Origin of the sequence: Nocardia asteroides, assembly GCF_021183625.1 — a bacterium.
GTDB classification, from domain to species: domain Bacteria; phylum Actinomycetota; class Actinomycetes; order Mycobacteriales; family Mycobacteriaceae; genus Nocardia; species Nocardia asteroides_A.
Genome location: NZ_CP089214.1, coordinates 161,971 through 176,103 on the forward strand (window position 1 = coordinate 161,971; position 14,133 = coordinate 176,103).

A 14,133-nucleotide genomic window follows, 5' to 3' on the forward strand; every position below is an offset into this window, starting at 1 on the left:
CGGCGCGAGGTGAGTGGTGATCGTGAAGAATGTGGTCGAGCCGGAGTCCACAGTCCTGAGTGAACCCGAGGTGCCGGAGGCGGAGCGGTTCTGCTGGAACTGCGGCTCCCCGGTCGGGCGCCGAACCGGGCGCGGCGCCGCGCCCGTCCATGGTTCCTGTGGAAACTGTAAGGCGCTTTTCGGTTTCCGGCCCGCCCTGGCACAGGGCGATGTCGTGGCCGGGCAGTACGAGATCCGCGGGTGCCTGGCGCACGGCGGCTTCGGCTGGGTGTATCTGGCGCGGGATCGCCATGTCGGCGGGCGCTGGGTGGTCCTGAAGGGGCTGCGCAATCCGCGCGATCCGGAGGCGCACGTCGCGGCGCTGGTCGAGCGGCAGTTCCTCTCGGAGGTCGCGCACCCGGGCATCGTCGAGATCTTCAACTTCGTGACCCACCGCGGCGTCGGCTACATCGTGATGAAGTACATCGACGGCCGATCGCTCGGCGCGCTGCTGAACCAGCTCGGCGGCGAGCCGCTCCCGGTGGCCGAGGCGATCGGCTACCTGCTCGGCGTCATGCCCGCGCTCGAGCACCTGCACTCGCTCGGGCTCGCCTACAACGACCTCAAGCCGGACAACATCATGGTCGGCCCGGACGGCGTCGTCCTCATCGACCTCGGCGCGGTGGCCGCGCTGCGCTCCGGGGGGCCACTCGACGGCACGCCCGGCTTCCAGGCCCCCGAGGTCGCCCGGACCGGCCCCACCGTGGTCGCCGACATCTACGGCGCGGGCCGCACGCTGGCGGCGCTGGTGCTGCCCGGCGAGGCCGGGGCGGAGCTGCCCGCCGACCACCCGGTGCTGTCCGCGCACCCGGAGCTGGCGAAACTGCTGCTGCGGGCCACGCACCCCGACCCGGGGCGCCGCTTTCCCTCCGCCGGTGCGCTGCGCAGGCAGCTGGACGGGGTGCTGCGCATCGTGCGGGCCCGCGAGACCGGCCGCGAGCACCCGCAGGTGTCGTCGCTCTTCGGCACGGTGCGCGTCGACTTCGCATCGGAGGCCCTGCTGGAGACGATGGACGTCACGCTCGGGAGAAGCTGCCCGACGCCGCCGGTTGCCCCCCGGCTGGCCGCCGCGCTGCCGATTCCGATGACCGACCCCGACTATCCCGGTGCGGGGCTGCTGTCCGGGCGGGTGCACGCCGACGCGGACCACGCGCTGGAGGCCCTGCGCATCACCCGGGCCAAGCTGCGCGCCGACGCCGTCGACCTGGACGAAGCCTTCGAGCTGGAGTGCGCGCTGATCGAGACGAGGGCCTACCTGGACATCGGCGCTCCGGACTCGGCGCGCGACGTGCTCGACGGCCTGCGCGCGGCGCACCCGGGCGAGTGGCGCGTGGAGTGGTTCGACGGGCTGGTAGCGCTCGCCGACGGCAGGTTGGACCGCGCGCACGCGCGCTTCGCCACCACCGCCGCCATGCTGCCGGGAGAGCTCGCGCCGGTGCTCGCGCTGGCCGCCACCGGTGAACTGCTTGCCGCCGCCGCTCCCGCCGACCGCGAGCGCGAACAGCGCCGGGTCGCGGAGCACTACCGGACGGTGTGGCGCACCGACCGCACCGTCGTGGCCGCGGCATTCGGTCTGGCCCGGATGGCGACCGCGATGGGCGACCACGGCGCCGCCATCGACACCCTGCGCCAGGTGCGGTCCGCCACCCGCAACTACGACACCGCCCGGATGACCCTGGCCCTGCTGCTGGTCGCGCGGCCCGCGGCCGAGCTCACCCAGGACGAATTGGACGAGGCGGCGAACCGGCTGCACGGCCTGCCCGCCGACCGCAGGCTGCTCTCCCTGCGCGCGGCGGTCCTGGACGGTGCGCTGCGCTGGTACGGCGCGGGCGGGCGGCCACAGAACCCGGCCGACACCCTGCTCGACTGCCCGTGCACCGAGCGCGGGCTGCGCAAGGGCCTGGAGGCGGCGCTGCGGGCGGTCGCCAAGGTCACCCCGGACACCCTGGACCGCTTCGCCCTGGTGGATCGGGCCAACTCGGTGCGGCCCCGGTCCTGGTTCTGACGCGCGGCGAACGGAGCTCGACGCGGGCATGTTGCAGGGAAAGTCATCATACAGCGGTGCGCTTTTGTGTATGGTGACGCAAACAGCCCTGACCCGTGAGGCGAGGTATGACCCAGTTACAACCGCGGAAGATGGACTTCGGCTTCGAATCCGCCGACGTCCCCTTCTGCTGGAATCCGCAGAACCCGGCCTGGTCGAGCATGTCCAATGCCGTCTCGTTCCTGGCGGTCGGCTTCGAGAAGATGATCGTGAAGCTGATCATGCAGCTCAAGCCGGTGCTCACCGATCCGGAGGTCGCGGCCGAGGCGGTGGCGTTCATGCGGCAGGAGGGGCACCACTCCACCGCGCACCGCCAGCACGTCAAGGCGCTGATCAAGCAGTACCCGGGGCTGCAGAACACCCTGGACGCGGTGATCGGCGAGTTCGACCTGCTCACCGAGGCCACCTCCACCGACTACCGGCTCGCCTACACCGCCGACCTGGAGGCCACCTTCACCCCGGTCTTCAAGCTCATGCTCGACCACGAGGCGACCCTGTTCCGCCCCGGCGACGACCGCGTCGCCTCGCTGTTCCTCTGGCACTTCGTCGAGGAGGTCGAGCACCGCAGCTCCGCGCTGATCCTGTTCAACGCGCTGGTCGGCAACGAGCTGTACCGGATGCGGATGGCGCCGTCGATCTTCGCGCACGTCATGAAGGTGATCCGGATCGCCTGCGCGGGGTTCAACCAGCACGTTCCGCTCGCACAGCGGAAGGTCGACTCGCTGTCGATGTTCGCCACCCACCGGGTCAAGCAGCGGGTGCTCGGCTCGGTCGCGCCCTACCTGACCAAGGGCCCGATGCCGCGCGCCTTCGACGGGCTCCCGCGCAGGGAGCAGCTCACCGCGCTGGCCGGGGTGTTCCGCAGCCAGATGCCCGGCCACGATCCGGGGGAGGAGAAGCTGCCCGCGCTGGCCGGGGAGTGGTTCGCCCGCTACGACGCCGGTGACGACTGCACCCGCTGGTACACCGCGGACTCCGAGCGGCTGGCGGTGAACGGATGAGCGCCCCCTGCGCCCCCACCTTCGCCGAACTCGCCACCCGGCTCGGCTTCTCGTGCGACGAGGCGGGCGGGCTCGTCGAGTTCCGCAACCCGGCCGCGCTGGAGAACTGGACGCTGCCGGTCCTGGAGCTGACCATCGTGCTCGGCTCGGTCCTCGCCCTGGTCTACGCGATCCTGCGGCTGCGCAGGCACGGTGACCCGACCAACCTGGTGCTCTGGTTCGGCGCGACGGCCTACCTGTTCGTGATCGAGCCGCCGCTGTACTTCCCGGCGGCGTTCGGCATCGAAGAGCACGTCGACACCATGTTCGCGCACAACGTGTTCACCGTCGACTTTCTGTGGGGGCGGCTGCCGCTCTACATCGTCGCGATCTATCCGCTGATGGCGACGCTCGCCTTCGAGATCGTCCGGATGCTCGGGGTGTTCCGCCGGTACGGGGTGCTGCTCGGCGCGGTCTGCGTCGGCTTCGTGCACCACGCCTTCTACGAGATCTTCGACCACATCGGCCCGCAGCTGCGCTGGTGGGAGTGGTCGCTGGAGAACCCGATCAACCAGCCGTTCTTCGACGCGGTTCCGCTGCCGAGCGTGGTCGTCTTCGCCGCGCTGTGGCCCATGTCGCTGGCGCTGTGCGTGCAGTTCTTCGTCGGCAGGCACGTGGATGCCGGGACGAAGTTCACCGGGGTGCAGCTGGTGTGGCGGACGGTGGTGATCGGGCTGCTCGCCTCGGTCGGCACGTTCGTGCTTCCGCTGCCCGCCACGGTGATCGGCATCGGCAGCGACACCGTGCGCGGTGTCGTGTACGCGGCGGAGCTGGCCGTGCTGTCGGTGCTGGCGGCGGCGCTGCTGTGGAAGCGCTGGTCGGCGCTGCGCGCCGGGACCTCCGAGGTGCGCGGGGACCGCAATCGCTTCGTGCAGGTGTACGCGATCGTCTACCTCGTGGTGATGGCCGTGCTGTGGGGGGCCGCGCTGCCGGACTACTTCGGCGCGGTGGACGGGGTGACCGGCAACGGTGACCCCATCGGCAGTCTCTGGTACACGGTGGGGTGCTTCGTGATCGCGATCGCCGTCGTGCTCGCCACCTTCACGATTCCGCAGGCGTCAGCGGTCGAAGCGGCCGAGCCGGCCCAGGAGCCCGCCACGGCATGAACCCGGTGCCGCGGCCGGGGTCCCGGCCGCGGCACCGGCGGTTCAGACGGCGTTGCTCCAGCCCTCCGGGTCGGCGTCGTCGCCCTCGTAGCGGTCGCCGCGCAGCTCGACGGAGCTGTCCGGCTCGACGCAGGCGGTCACGTCGGCCGGGTCGAGCACGGCGACGTGCAGTTCCAGCTCCACGTCGGTCTCCCTGGCGAGGGTGAAGCCGACCAGCTCGCCGACCACCTCGGATTCGTCACGCCGCAGCCGGACCGCAGCGCCCAGGTCGGTGTACTGCAGGTGCGCTGCTTTCTTGATCATGCTGCCCATCGGCTCCGGATACCCGGTATCGGGGCGGTCAACATGACACCTGGTCGACGACCGGCCGGCAGCGATTGATCGGACGGCCGGACCAGGGCGACCAGCCCGAGCGCGGCGATCACCAGCAGCACGCCACGTGGTCTCGCTCGACAGGTGCGCCCGGCGTGCGCCGCGCGACGGACCGACCGCCGATATCACCCGAAACGGGTGATATCGGTGCGCACCCGCTGCCGATAGCGTCGCCGATGGCAGCACCGACGAGGAACCACGGCCCCCACCGGCGATCGTCACCCCTGACCAGCGAGCTGGACCCCGACGAGGATGGAGTTGCGATGACCGGTGAGTCGTTGCCCGAGCTGGCCGCTCGCGCCTACCTCTACGGCTTCCCCCTGGTGTTCAACCTGGACCAGGTCCGGCGCTACGTCGAAGAAGGAGTCGGGGCCAACCCGGCGGCGCCGTTCAACACCTTCTCCCACGCGCGGAGCCTCGCCGGGCCCGCCGACACCTTCGTCACCATCAACAACGACACCCTGTACTCGATGGCCCAGCTCGACCTCTCGGCCGGGCCGATCGCCCTGCACGTCCCCGACACCGCGGGCCGCTACTACGTGCTGCAGTTCGTCGATGCCTGGACCGACAACTTCGCCTACATCGGCCACCGCGCGACCGACACCGGCGCCGGTGATTTCCTGCTGGTCCCGCCCGGGTCGAGCGCCGAGGCTCCGCCGGGGAGCACCGTGATCACCGCGCCCACCACGATATTCTCGATCGTGGGCCGATGGTCCTGCACACCGGATGAAGACCTCGCTGTCGTCCACGCCCTGCAGGACGCGACCACACTGACCCCGCTCGATACCGGCGCCCGCCCCACCGGCCTGCCCGCGCCGGAGCCCGGCATCGACCCCGAGCTGCTGTTCCTCGAGAAGCTGCGGCTGTGGTCCCAGGCATTCCCGCCTGCCCCGCGAGACCGAGCGCTGCAGGATTCCCTGGCGCCGACCGGCATCGGCGAGCAAGGCTCCTCGCCCTACCACCGCCCTGACACAGACACCGCCGCCGCCCTGCGCGCCGGGCTGCGCGCGGGGGCGAACGACCTCGACACCGCGCTGACCCACGGCTCCAGCCCCGAGGTCAACGGCTGGAAAATGACCCTGCACGCCTTCGACTACAACCTCGACTTCTTCGAAGTCGGCGCCCTCGACGACCCCCGATTCAAGATCGACGATCCACACCTGCGGATCATCGAACGCGCCGCCGCCGCCAAGGGCGGGCTCTGGGGCAACCACGCCTACGAAGCCGCCTACATCATGACCTACCTCGACGACCACGGCGCACAACTCGACGGCGCCGACACCTACACCCTGCGACTGGACCCCACACCACCGGTCGGGGCGTTCTGGTCGATCACCATGTACTCGGTCCCCGACTTCTACCTGGTCGCCAACCCGATCGACCGCTACTCCATCGGCGACCGCACCCCCGGCATCGTCCACGAACCCGACGGCGCACTCACCATCACCATCAGCAACACCGCCCCCGCCGACCCCACCGCCCGCGCCAACTGGCTACCCGCCCCCGCCGGCGCCTTCCGGCCGGTACTGCGGATGTACGAACCCGCCGACGCCGTGCTCGACGGGACCTACACGGTCCCCGCCATCACCCGGACCTCCACCTGAAGCGACTACCGCGCACGAGGCTCACCCAGCATGGGCACGCGGGACATCTGACGGAGAGCCTGGATCGGCCGATTGTCAGACGGGCTACTTCCGCCCGCCCACTCCGCTGGCCCGGCCGGGAGCGCCACCGAGCACCGCCGCCATCCGGCCCGGAGTCACCCCGCCCATCGCGACCGTGCTCCGCACCAGATGCGCTTGATCCGCGAACCCGGTACTCGCCGCGATCTCCGCGGCGGGCCGGAGCGGGAACTGCAGTACGGCCTCGCGCAGCCGATGCCAGCGCCGCAGCGCTGTCAGCGAACCGCCGAGCGCCGCGGCGGAGAGCTGCCGCAACCGCCGAGGTGACAGCCCGACGCGGACGGCCGCATCGTCCACGCTCGATCCCTCGTCCAGCAGCCGCAGCACCCGCCGCAATCGGGGATCCGGGGCGGCGGCGGCGACCGCGAGCCGGTCCAGCGCCGCGCCCAGCCGCTCCGGATCGAGGTCACGGCCGGTGGCGGTGACCACTCGGCGGACCTGGTCCCGGTCGAGTGCGTGGACCCGCGGGGTGCCGCCGACCGCGACCAGGTAGGGGTCGACCCACAGCGAGAGGAACCCCGCCGGATAGCGGATCGCGCGCTCGAGGCCCGGTGGAATCAGAACTCCGGGCGCGGTGGTGATCGCGGCGCGCCCGTCTGTCACCGACACCGGGTCGTCGGTGCAGAGCACGAGCTGCCAGGCCGGATGCCGGTAGGGGTTCGGAGCGGCGGCGGCGTCGAGGGATATGCACGCGAACTCGGCGCACACCGCGACGAAGGCGGTGCTGCCGTTGCGTTCAAGACGCCACGACCGCGGCTCCTCGATCATCACTCCATGCTCGCACTCGACACACCTCCGCTTCCAGCCCCGGTGATCCGCGCCACGACACCCGTCCGAGTGGAGCGCCGATGAGAATCAGGCGATCGGAGTACAGCGCCCAGCCGTGGCGAATCCATGCGATAGCCCCGGATTTCACCGTCGAGGACGTGTGGGAACTGCCGACGCCCGGCGGCCGGGACGACCTGGCCCGCCTGGTGCGGCAATTCGCGTCGGACGGGAAAGAACAACGAACCTCGGCCGCGTATCGAATACTGTTCGCGATCCGCTGGCGACTCGGGGCGCTGCTGCACTGGGACGATCCGAACACCGGGATCGGCGCCCGGGTACCGACCCTGCGCGATCGTCTGCCCGCCGACCTGCTGGCCGGGCCCCGCGGCCCCGATCTCACCGCCGTGCCCTTCACCTCGGTGTATCTGACCGACACCGAGTGGGTGGCCGAGATGGCGAACCGGACCGTGCACGCCGCGATGCACATCGGCTGGGTCCCGGACGCTTCCGGGACCGGTTACCACGGTCAGATGGCGGTGCTCGTCAAACCCAACGGCCTCTTCGGCAGGCTCTACATGGCCGCCATCCTCCCGTTCCGCTACACCCTCGTCTACCCGGCCCTGCTGCGCTCGATCGAACGCGGCTGGCTCAGCGGGTGAGGCCGGCGAGCCCGCCCGGATCCGCGACGAACGCGCGCTCCTCGCCGGGGTCGCCGCAGTCTGCGGCGCGGTTGAGCCGCTGCTCACCGGCGGCCTCGTCCGGGGAGCCGGTCAGTTTCGCCGCGCCGCGAGTTCGTCCTCGAGCTCGGCCCCGCCGCGCGCCGAAACGCCCACCGATGTCCCGGTCTCCGAGTCGGTGCGCTGATCGGGGACGGGCGCGGAGCGTCCCGCGAACCGGTTCATGATCGGCAGATCGACCCAGTGGTAGAGCACGGCCGCGGCCGCCGTCGACAGCACGAACGTCAGCACGGCGAACCCGGCCCACCCGAGGAACCCGAATTGCCTTCCCCCGATCAGGAACCGGGTGACCAGCACCATCACCGGGAACTGGATCAGGTAGAACGCGTAGGAGATATTGCCGAGCCACACCATGCGCGGGTGCGAGTTGAGCCCGCGGATCCCGCGCAGATCCCGGACCGCGAGCGTCGCCACCACCGCCGCCGTCGGCGCGATCAGCAGCGCCGACATCTTGAAGTCGACCGGAACCACCCAGGTCGCGGCGTAGGCGAGTACCAGCGCCAGTACCGGCGGCGCGAGCCGGGTGTTGCGCCAGCGCCCCTCGATCACCATGCGGGCGGCCAGCACGCCGAGGTAGAACTCCGGGAGCCGGGCGGGCGGGAAGGTGTAGCCGAGCCAGTACGACGGCGACACCGGGATGTCGGGCTGGGCGAACCAGGCGGGGGAGGCGTGCAGCTCGTAGTACGGCGAGGTGTCGCCGGGCACGAGCCGGGGCGCGAAGGCGTTGCCGATCCCCTTCGGGCCGGGCACCCACAGGTAGAAGGCGGCGTGCAGCGCGAGCACGCCCAGCACCAGGATCGTGGCCGCGAGCAGCAGCCGCCGGGTCGGGATGCGCAGCACCAGCGGAACCAGCAGCGGGAAGCTCAGGTAGAACAGCATCTCCGAGGCGAGTGACCAGGCGGGCACGTTCAGCCCGCCGACCGTGCTCCACTTCGGCACCCACGCGTGCACGAGCAGCAGGTTCGGCAGCCACACCACCAGCCGGTGCAGCGGCACCGCCGCGACCAGCACGAACGCCGCGGCCGCCACCAGGTGCGTCGGGTAGATCTTCAGCACCCGGCGCCGGTAGAACAACCGCACCGACATGCCGGGCCGGAACGCCCAGTAGATGATGAAGCCCGACAGCACGAAGAAGAACGTGACCCCCGCGGCCCCCAGCTGCATCGGCATCCACTGGTGCAGCTGCCGGAACAGTTCGGACTTCTGGAACGGGTACACCGGCAGGAACACCAGCGCGTGCAGGGTGAACACCGCGAACGCCGCCCACCAGCGCGCCCCGGTGAGCGACGGCAGCGCGGGCCGCCGCCGCGCGACGACGTCGGTGGTCACCGCAGGTACCCGTCGTACAGCGCGTTCGCGACGACGGAGTCCCCGCGCGCGGACGGGTGCAGCGGCAGCCCGGCGATATCGGTGCGCCAGTCGAAGAACCCGTTGACCCACGGCTCCGCCGAGCACAGCCCGTGCCCGGCGGTCAGCGCCCTGGTGTCCAAGAACTCCAGCCCGAGCAGCTGGGCGGCCTCGCGCTGGGCGCGGTCCATCCGGTCGAAGTAGTCCACCACCGCCTTGGCGCGCGGCTGGATGAACGGCGCGACGCCGAGGATGCTGACGCAGGCCGTCTCCGTTCCCGCCGCCAGCACCTCCGGGTAGCCCATGATCACGATCCGGGCCGCGGGGGCGTAGTAGCGGATGTAGGTGACCGCGGCGCGGATCCGCTCGGCGTAGACCGGGCCGGTGACCCCGTGCAGGTCCGGGTAGCGGCCCTGCTCGACGGCGTCCAGGTCGCAGCCGCGGACGAGGTCGAAGACGCACTGCTGCAGCCCGTACCAGAGGGTCTGCGTGGACTCGCCCCAGCGGTCGTCGAGGCCGAGTTGCACGGTCACCAGCTTCGTCGCGGGTCCGAGCGCGCCTTCACGGTCGGCCTGCAGCACCTCGTGGGCGAGGGTGAATCCGGGGCCGCTGTCGATGGTCGCGCCCGAGCAGGACGGGTTCGCCACCTGGCCCGGCTCCAGCAGCGCGCCCAGCTGGGCGGGCCACGCGGTCGCGCCCCGCACGCAGACGTCGCCGAGGGTGAACGGATCCCAGCCGTTGGCGGTGTAGGAATCGCCGAGGACGATGACCTGCTTGCCCTGCGGCGCCGGCTCCGCCTGTGCGGCGGCCGTTCCCATCGCCGACGCGGCGGCCAGCGCGGCCGCCGCGCACAGGGCGCTGACGACGGATCTCATCGTGTCCTCAGTAGCCGGCGCGCGGCTCGAAGCCGGGCGCGTCCAGGGTGGGCGGTGCGGGCGCGGGCTGCGGGGCGGGCTGCGGGGCGGCCGTCTGCGGTGCCGGCTTCGGCGCGACCGGCGGCGGGGCAGGCGCCGGGACGACCGGCTCCGGCTCGGCGACCACCGGTGCGGGCGGGGCTTCGGCGGGTGCGGGCGCGGCGCTGCTGCTCGGCGCGGGGCCGGCGGCGGGCGCCGGAGTCGTCGGGGCCGGGGCGACGGTGCTGGTAGCGGGCGTTTTCGGCGGCTCGGTGGACCCGTCGCCACAGGCCGTCGCGCTCAGGAGCAGGAGTCCGGCGATCAGCGCGCCTGCCGCGCGGAGAAGGTGCTTACCCGAGGTGCGAATCGTCATGGGCCTCTCGAATCCAGATGTGAAATACGTGTGGGTCACTTTTGGCGCAGCGTACAGCCGCCTCGAGTGCATAGTGCCCGAATCGGGCGAAACATGATCTTCGTTCCGAGGTGAATGTGCTCGGTGACAATGGGCCGCGGGTGCTCTCGTGGTGGTCTCACGGCTCCGCCCGGGAGCGCCTGCCACGAGCGGAGTGCTGAACTCCCCGGCAGGGCTCGGCGCCACCGCAACCCGCCTTGACGCGCTCTCGATCGACGTGTCCGGCACCCCCGGGGCAGTGTCGGGAGCGGCCGCGGGGGAATCCGAGTCTCATGTCGGAGAACACTCATGACGCCGAATCGGATTGCACAGCCGTGCTCGCCGCCGCGGACTACCCGGTCTTCGTCGTCACCACCCGCGCCGGTGCCGAGCGCAGCGGCTGCCTGGTCGGCTTCACCGCCCAGGTCAGCATCGATCCCCTGCGCTTCCTGGTGGGAATATCGAAGTCGAACCACACCTTCGGGGTGGCCGAGCGTGCCGAGCGGCTGGTGGTGCAGCTGCTGCCGCACGACCGGCGGGCCCTCGCCGAGCTGTTCGGCGCCGAGACCGGCGACGAGATCGACAAGTTCGAGCGCTGTGCGTGGCGGCCGGGTCCGGGCGGGCTGCCGATCCTGACCGACGCGGCCGGGTGGTTCAGCGGCCCGATTCTCGAACGCCACGACTACGGGGACCACGTCGGCATGCTGCTCGCCCCGGATGTGGGGTCGGCGCCGGCGTCCGGGGTCGCGGTCGTGCGCATGGCCGATGTCGAACACCTCGAGCCCGGCCACCGGGCCTGAGGCGCATTCGTTCGGAGAAGTAGCAGTGCCGCAACACGTTTGGCTCGGCGTGGATCGGCTAGACCCTGGGTGACACCGCGGGCGCCCGCATCCCCGACCTTCCGATTCGGGCCCCGAGGTGTGCGGCCCTCGCCGCGATGCCGCCATGGCGGTGGCGGCCCCGCGAAGTGAGGGCTCGACCGAAACCCTGCCCGGGCGTGCGAAACAACCGGTGCCGATCGGAGTGAATCGATTCGGCGCAAGAGCTTTTCACGCCCGGGCAGGGCGGGGAGATGACGGGTGCGGCCTTCGAGCCGCCGCGGTAGCGTTTGCGCTTCTTATATTCGGGTACCACCGTTAGAACATCTGTTCGTATTGCCCGCTGGAAGGTACCCCACCCTGTGACGAGTTCGAGAACCTCGACCACCTACGCCGAATTCGCCCGCCGCTCCGGCACGGGTAAAGACGACTACGAGAACCTCGAACCCCGTTTCGCCGAGCTGGCCGCCCTCGATCCCGCCGACCCGGCGCGGGCGCGGCTGCGGGACGACATCATCACCACCGCGCTGCCGCTGGCCGAGCACATCGCGATGCGCTTCGGCGGGCGCGGGGAGAATATCGACGACCTGGTCCAGGTCGCGATGGTGGGGCTCGTCCAGGCCGTCGACCGGTTCGACCACGCGCACGGCAGCCCGTTCCTCGGGTTCGCGATCCCGACGGTGATGGGGGAGGTGCGCCGCCATTTCCGCGACAAGATGTGGGCGGTGCGGGTACCACGGGCGGTCAAGGAACTCCAGCAACGCCTCGCCCCGGCGATCGAGTCGCTGTCGCAGCAGCTGAACCGGATGCCGACCGCGCGCGAGATCGCCACCGAGCTCGGCGTAGAGCTGGTCGAGGTCACCCGGGCGCTGATCGCCCGCAACGCGTACCAGAGCGAATCGGTCGATGCGGGGCGCCGGAGCGAGGACGGCAACGGTGGCGGCTCGGTACTCGATGATCTCGTCGCCCCCGATCCCGGTTACACCCTGCTCGAGGATGCGATCACGGTCGGTCCGCTGCTGGCCGCGCTCCCGGAGCGCGACCGGCAGGTGCTGGTGTGGCGCTACTCGGAGAACCTGACCCAGAACGAGATCGCGGCCCGGATCGGGGTCTCCCAGATGCAGGTCTCCCGCATCCTGACCCGGGTGCTCGCCCAGCTGCGCGCGCAGGCGATGGCCGAGACGGTCGCGGCTGCCTGACAGCCCGCCCGCAGTCGTCGCGGGGGGCACGAAACGGCTTGCGGTGTCTCGCCCTTCACACAGGGCGCCGGGGGCGCGTTTGCCGGTGGCCCGGAGCGGGCACGTCGCCACTGCGGAGTCCGGCCCCCGCCCGAACGACCCTGGGAGCCGGGAACCGCAGGTGCCGCCGGAGGTGCGTCGAGGCAACGGACACCGTTCCGGTGGCACCGCCGTCGGCCGGGGGGCGCCGCCGGATTCAGGAGTGCAGGGTCTGCGCGGGCGTCTCGCCGTAGCGCCGCTGGTAGTAGCCGGCGAATCGTCCGGAGCTGGGGAAGCCCCAGCGGGCGGCGATCGCGGTCACGGTGTCGCCCGCTGCGGGGTCGGCGGTGAGCAGGTCACGATGGGCGGCCTCGAGCCGGACCTCGCGGTGGTAGCCGAGCGGGGTGGTGCCGTGGTGGGTGCGGAAGGCGTACTGCAGGGCCCGGGGAGTCACACCGGCGACGCGGGCGAGTTCGGTGACGGTGATGGGCAGGTGCGGGTGGGCGTGCAGGTGCTCCACCGCGCGGGCGAGCGCCGTCGGGGAGGTCGTGCCGGGGCCGGGCCGGTGGAGCTGGGTCATTCCGGTGTGCGGGAACACCGCGAGCAGCACGGTGGCGAGCAAGGCGCCGGTCTGTTCGGCGAGGACCGGGTGGGCGAGCGCGGGGTCGGCGGCCGAGAGCAGGTCGCGGTGAACCTGGTGGGTCAGCGAGTTCCAGTAGCGGTCGAGCGCGGGGTTCAGCGGAGTGAACCCGGTGAAGCGCAGTTCGCCGGGGTGCAGGCCGTAGTGGGTGGCGGCGGCGTCATCGATCCGGGTCATCGGGATCCGCAGGATCAGCATCTCCATCGCGAAGGCCTGGAATGTCTGCGTGGTGTGGGCGGGGACGAGGACGGTGTCACCGGCGCGCCCGCGCACCCGGGTGCTGCCACGGTCGTAGTCGTACTCGAACCGCCCGGCCGTGAAGGTCTCGACCACGATGTGATCGCCGATCGGGTCCGTGTCGGCGCCGAAACCCGTCGTCGCGTGCAGCCGTGCCGAGTGCAGGCCGGGCACAGCGCCGCTCTCGATACTGAAGACGTCGTCGGCGTCGATCGGCTCGATCCGGCTGCGGGTGCCGACGTACATGTCGGTGAGCATCTGCTCGATCAGGTCCGCCTCGCCGGTGGCGAAGCGCTGCCGCTGCACCGGAGCGTCGTCGCTGGTCCTGGTCATGATCTCCTCGACTCCTCGCTCCGGATGGTGCGCGCCGGGCACGCTCCCGCCGACGGCCGGTCAGCCGCCGGATTCGGCCTCCGGCGCCGGGCCGGAGAGCTCGGCATTGCGTTCGTGGGCGCGGGCGAGCTGATCCTCGAGGGAGATGATCCGGCTGGCCGCCTCCAGCGCGGTGCCCCTGTCCACCAGCTCACGGGCGCGGGCGGCGATCTGCAGCTGGGCGCGGGAGTAGCGGCGGTGGCCGCCGTCGGAGCGCTGCGGCTCGACCAGGCCGGTGGCGCCGAGGGCGCGCAGGAAGGCGGGTGTGACGCCGAGGATCTCCGCGGCTCGACCCATGCTGTAGGCGGGGTAGTCGCTGTCGTCGAGACGCCCGGCGGCGATATCGGAGCCGGATTCTTCGAATGCGGGTTCGGGCATAGTGCCTCTCGGGTCGATGTTCACGCCAGGGGGCCCCGGCGCCATTGGCGCC

The 14,133-nt window shown here is 71.3% G+C and carries 14 protein-coding genes; 7 read left to right on the forward strand and 7 right to left on the reverse strand.

Going from position 1 to position 14,133, the window contains the following annotated elements; genetic code table 11:
* Positions 1–16 precede the first annotated feature (16 nt).
* The 3 genes from LTT61_RS00815 to LTT61_RS00825 all read left to right on the forward strand — a co-directional run bounded on the left by LTT61_RS00815 (position 17) and on the right by LTT61_RS00825 (position 4,229).
* Positions 17–2,044, forward strand: a complete 2,028-nt coding sequence (locus LTT61_RS00815) for a serine/threonine-protein kinase (RefSeq protein ID WP_233017980.1) — start codon at positions 17–19, stop codon at positions 2,042–2,044.
* Between the two features lie 107 nt (positions 2,045–2,151).
* A complete protein-coding gene (locus tag LTT61_RS00820; protein ID WP_233017981.1) occupies positions 2,152–3,084 on the forward strand; it encodes a metal-dependent hydrolase in 933 nt (310 codons plus the stop codon).
* Positions 3,081–4,229 carry a hypothetical protein gene (locus LTT61_RS00825; RefSeq protein WP_233017982.1) on the forward strand — a complete coding sequence of 383 codons (1,149 nt, stop codon included), beginning with the start codon at positions 3,081–3,083 and terminating at the stop codon, positions 4,227–4,229. The genes LTT61_RS00820 and LTT61_RS00825 overlap by 4 nt, the downstream gene beginning before the upstream one ends.
* Positions 4,230–4,271: 42 nt before the next feature.
* On the opposite strand, the gene LTT61_RS00830 is transcribed toward LTT61_RS00825, so the two are convergent.
* Positions 4,272–4,532: a hypothetical protein gene (locus tag LTT61_RS00830; protein WP_233017983.1), complete on the reverse strand. Its 261-nt coding sequence runs from the start codon at positions 4,530–4,532 to the stop codon at positions 4,272–4,274.
* A 332-nt stretch (positions 4,533–4,864) separates the two neighbouring features.
* Here LTT61_RS00830 and LTT61_RS00835 point away from each other — a divergent pair, with 332 nt between their 5' ends.
* Complete coding sequence (locus LTT61_RS00835; RefSeq protein ID WP_233017984.1) at positions 4,865–6,205, forward strand: DUF1254 domain-containing protein; 1,341 nt, start codon at positions 4,865–4,867, stop codon at positions 6,203–6,205.
* Between the two features lie 84 nt (positions 6,206–6,289).
* Here LTT61_RS00835 and LTT61_RS00840 read toward each other — a convergent pair whose 3' ends face one another.
* The gene (locus tag LTT61_RS00840; protein ID WP_233017985.1) at positions 6,290–7,051 is read right to left on the reverse strand and encodes a helix-turn-helix domain-containing protein; all 762 of its coding nucleotides are present in this window, start codon (positions 7,049–7,051) and stop codon (positions 6,290–6,292) included.
* Between the two features lie 80 nt (positions 7,052–7,131).
* Between LTT61_RS00840 and LTT61_RS00845 the strand changes: the two genes are divergently transcribed.
* The gene (locus LTT61_RS00845) at positions 7,132–7,710 is read left to right on the forward strand and encodes a DUF2867 domain-containing protein (RefSeq protein ID WP_233017986.1); all 579 of its coding nucleotides are present in this window, start codon (positions 7,132–7,134) and stop codon (positions 7,708–7,710) included.
* Positions 7,711–7,821: 111 nt separating this feature from the next.
* On the opposite strand, the gene LTT61_RS00850 is transcribed toward LTT61_RS00845, so the two are convergent.
* Genes LTT61_RS00850 through LTT61_RS00860 form a run of 3 tightly spaced genes read right to left on the reverse strand, consistent with a single transcriptional unit; the run spans position 7,822 to position 10,401 of the window.
* On the reverse strand, positions 7,822–9,117 hold the full coding sequence (locus LTT61_RS00850; RefSeq protein ID WP_233017987.1) for an acyltransferase family protein: 1,296 nt from the start codon (positions 9,115–9,117) through the stop codon (positions 7,822–7,824).
* Positions 9,114–10,010, reverse strand: a complete 897-nt coding sequence (locus LTT61_RS00855; RefSeq protein ID WP_233017988.1) for an SGNH/GDSL hydrolase family protein — start codon at positions 10,008–10,010, stop codon at positions 9,114–9,116. Before LTT61_RS00855 ends, LTT61_RS00850 begins: the two co-directional genes overlap by 4 nt.
* Before the next feature lie 7 nt (positions 10,011–10,017).
* Positions 10,018–10,401 carry a hypothetical protein gene (locus tag LTT61_RS00860; RefSeq protein WP_233017989.1) on the reverse strand — a complete coding sequence of 128 codons (384 nt, stop codon included), beginning with the start codon at positions 10,399–10,401 and terminating at the stop codon, positions 10,018–10,020.
* Positions 10,402–10,712: 311 nt separating this feature from the next.
* On the opposite strand from LTT61_RS00860, the gene LTT61_RS00865 reads away from it, so the two are divergent.
* Together LTT61_RS00865 and LTT61_RS00870 are read left to right on the forward strand one after the other, a co-directional pair.
* A complete protein-coding gene (locus LTT61_RS00865) occupies positions 10,713–11,219 on the forward strand; it encodes a flavin reductase family protein (protein ID WP_233017990.1) in 507 nt (168 codons plus the stop codon).
* A 380-nt stretch (positions 11,220–11,599) separates the two neighbouring features.
* Positions 11,600–12,436 (forward strand): SigB/SigF/SigG family RNA polymerase sigma factor, encoded by an 837-nt coding sequence (locus LTT61_RS00870; protein WP_233017991.1) that lies wholly within the window; start codon positions 11,600–11,602, stop codon positions 12,434–12,436.
* Positions 12,437–12,671: 235 nt separating this feature from the next.
* Here LTT61_RS00870 and LTT61_RS00875 read toward each other — a convergent pair whose 3' ends face one another.
* Positions 12,672–13,664, reverse strand: a complete 993-nt coding sequence (locus tag LTT61_RS00875; RefSeq protein ID WP_233017992.1) for an AraC family transcriptional regulator — start codon at positions 13,662–13,664, stop codon at positions 12,672–12,674.
* Positions 13,665–13,724: 60 nt separating this feature from the next.
* Positions 13,725–14,081 (reverse strand): helix-turn-helix domain-containing protein, encoded by a 357-nt coding sequence (locus LTT61_RS00880; protein ID WP_233017993.1) that lies wholly within the window; start codon positions 14,079–14,081, stop codon positions 13,725–13,727.
* Positions 14,082–14,133 lie beyond the last annotated feature (52 nt).

Coding starts and splice junctions, on each gene's coding strand:
- LTT61_RS00820 (WP_233017981.1), top strand. CDS start 2,152: ATGACCCAGTTACAACCGCGGAAGATGGACTTCGGCTTCGAATCCGCC.
- LTT61_RS00825 (WP_233017982.1), top strand. CDS start 3,081: ATGAGCGCCCCCTGCGCCCCCACCTTCGCCGAACTCGCCACCCGGCTC.
- LTT61_RS00830 (WP_233017983.1), bottom strand. CDS start 4,532: ATGATCAAGAAAGCAGCGCACCTGCAGTACACCGACCTGGGCGCTGCG.
- LTT61_RS00835 (WP_233017984.1), top strand. CDS start 4,865: ATGACCGGTGAGTCGTTGCCCGAGCTGGCCGCTCGCGCCTACCTCTAC.
- LTT61_RS00840 (WP_233017985.1), bottom strand. CDS start 7,051: ATGATCGAGGAGCCGCGGTCGTGGCGTCTTGAACGCAACGGCAGCACC.
- LTT61_RS00845 (WP_233017986.1), top strand. CDS start 7,132: ATGAGAATCAGGCGATCGGAGTACAGCGCCCAGCCGTGGCGAATCCAT.
- LTT61_RS00855 (WP_233017988.1), bottom strand. CDS start 10,010: ATGAGATCCGTCGTCAGCGCCCTGTGCGCGGCGGCCGCGCTGGCCGCC.
- LTT61_RS00860 (WP_233017989.1), bottom strand. CDS start 10,401: ATGACGATTCGCACCTCGGGTAAGCACCTTCTCCGCGCGGCAGGCGCG.
- LTT61_RS00865 (WP_233017990.1), top strand. CDS start 10,713: ATGTCGGAGAACACTCATGACGCCGAATCGGATTGCACAGCCGTGCTC.
- LTT61_RS00875 (WP_233017992.1), bottom strand. CDS start 13,664: ATGACCAGGACCAGCGACGACGCTCCGGTGCAGCGGCAGCGCTTCGCC.
- LTT61_RS00880 (WP_233017993.1), bottom strand. CDS start 14,081: ATGCCCGAACCCGCATTCGAAGAATCCGGCTCCGATATCGCCGCCGGG.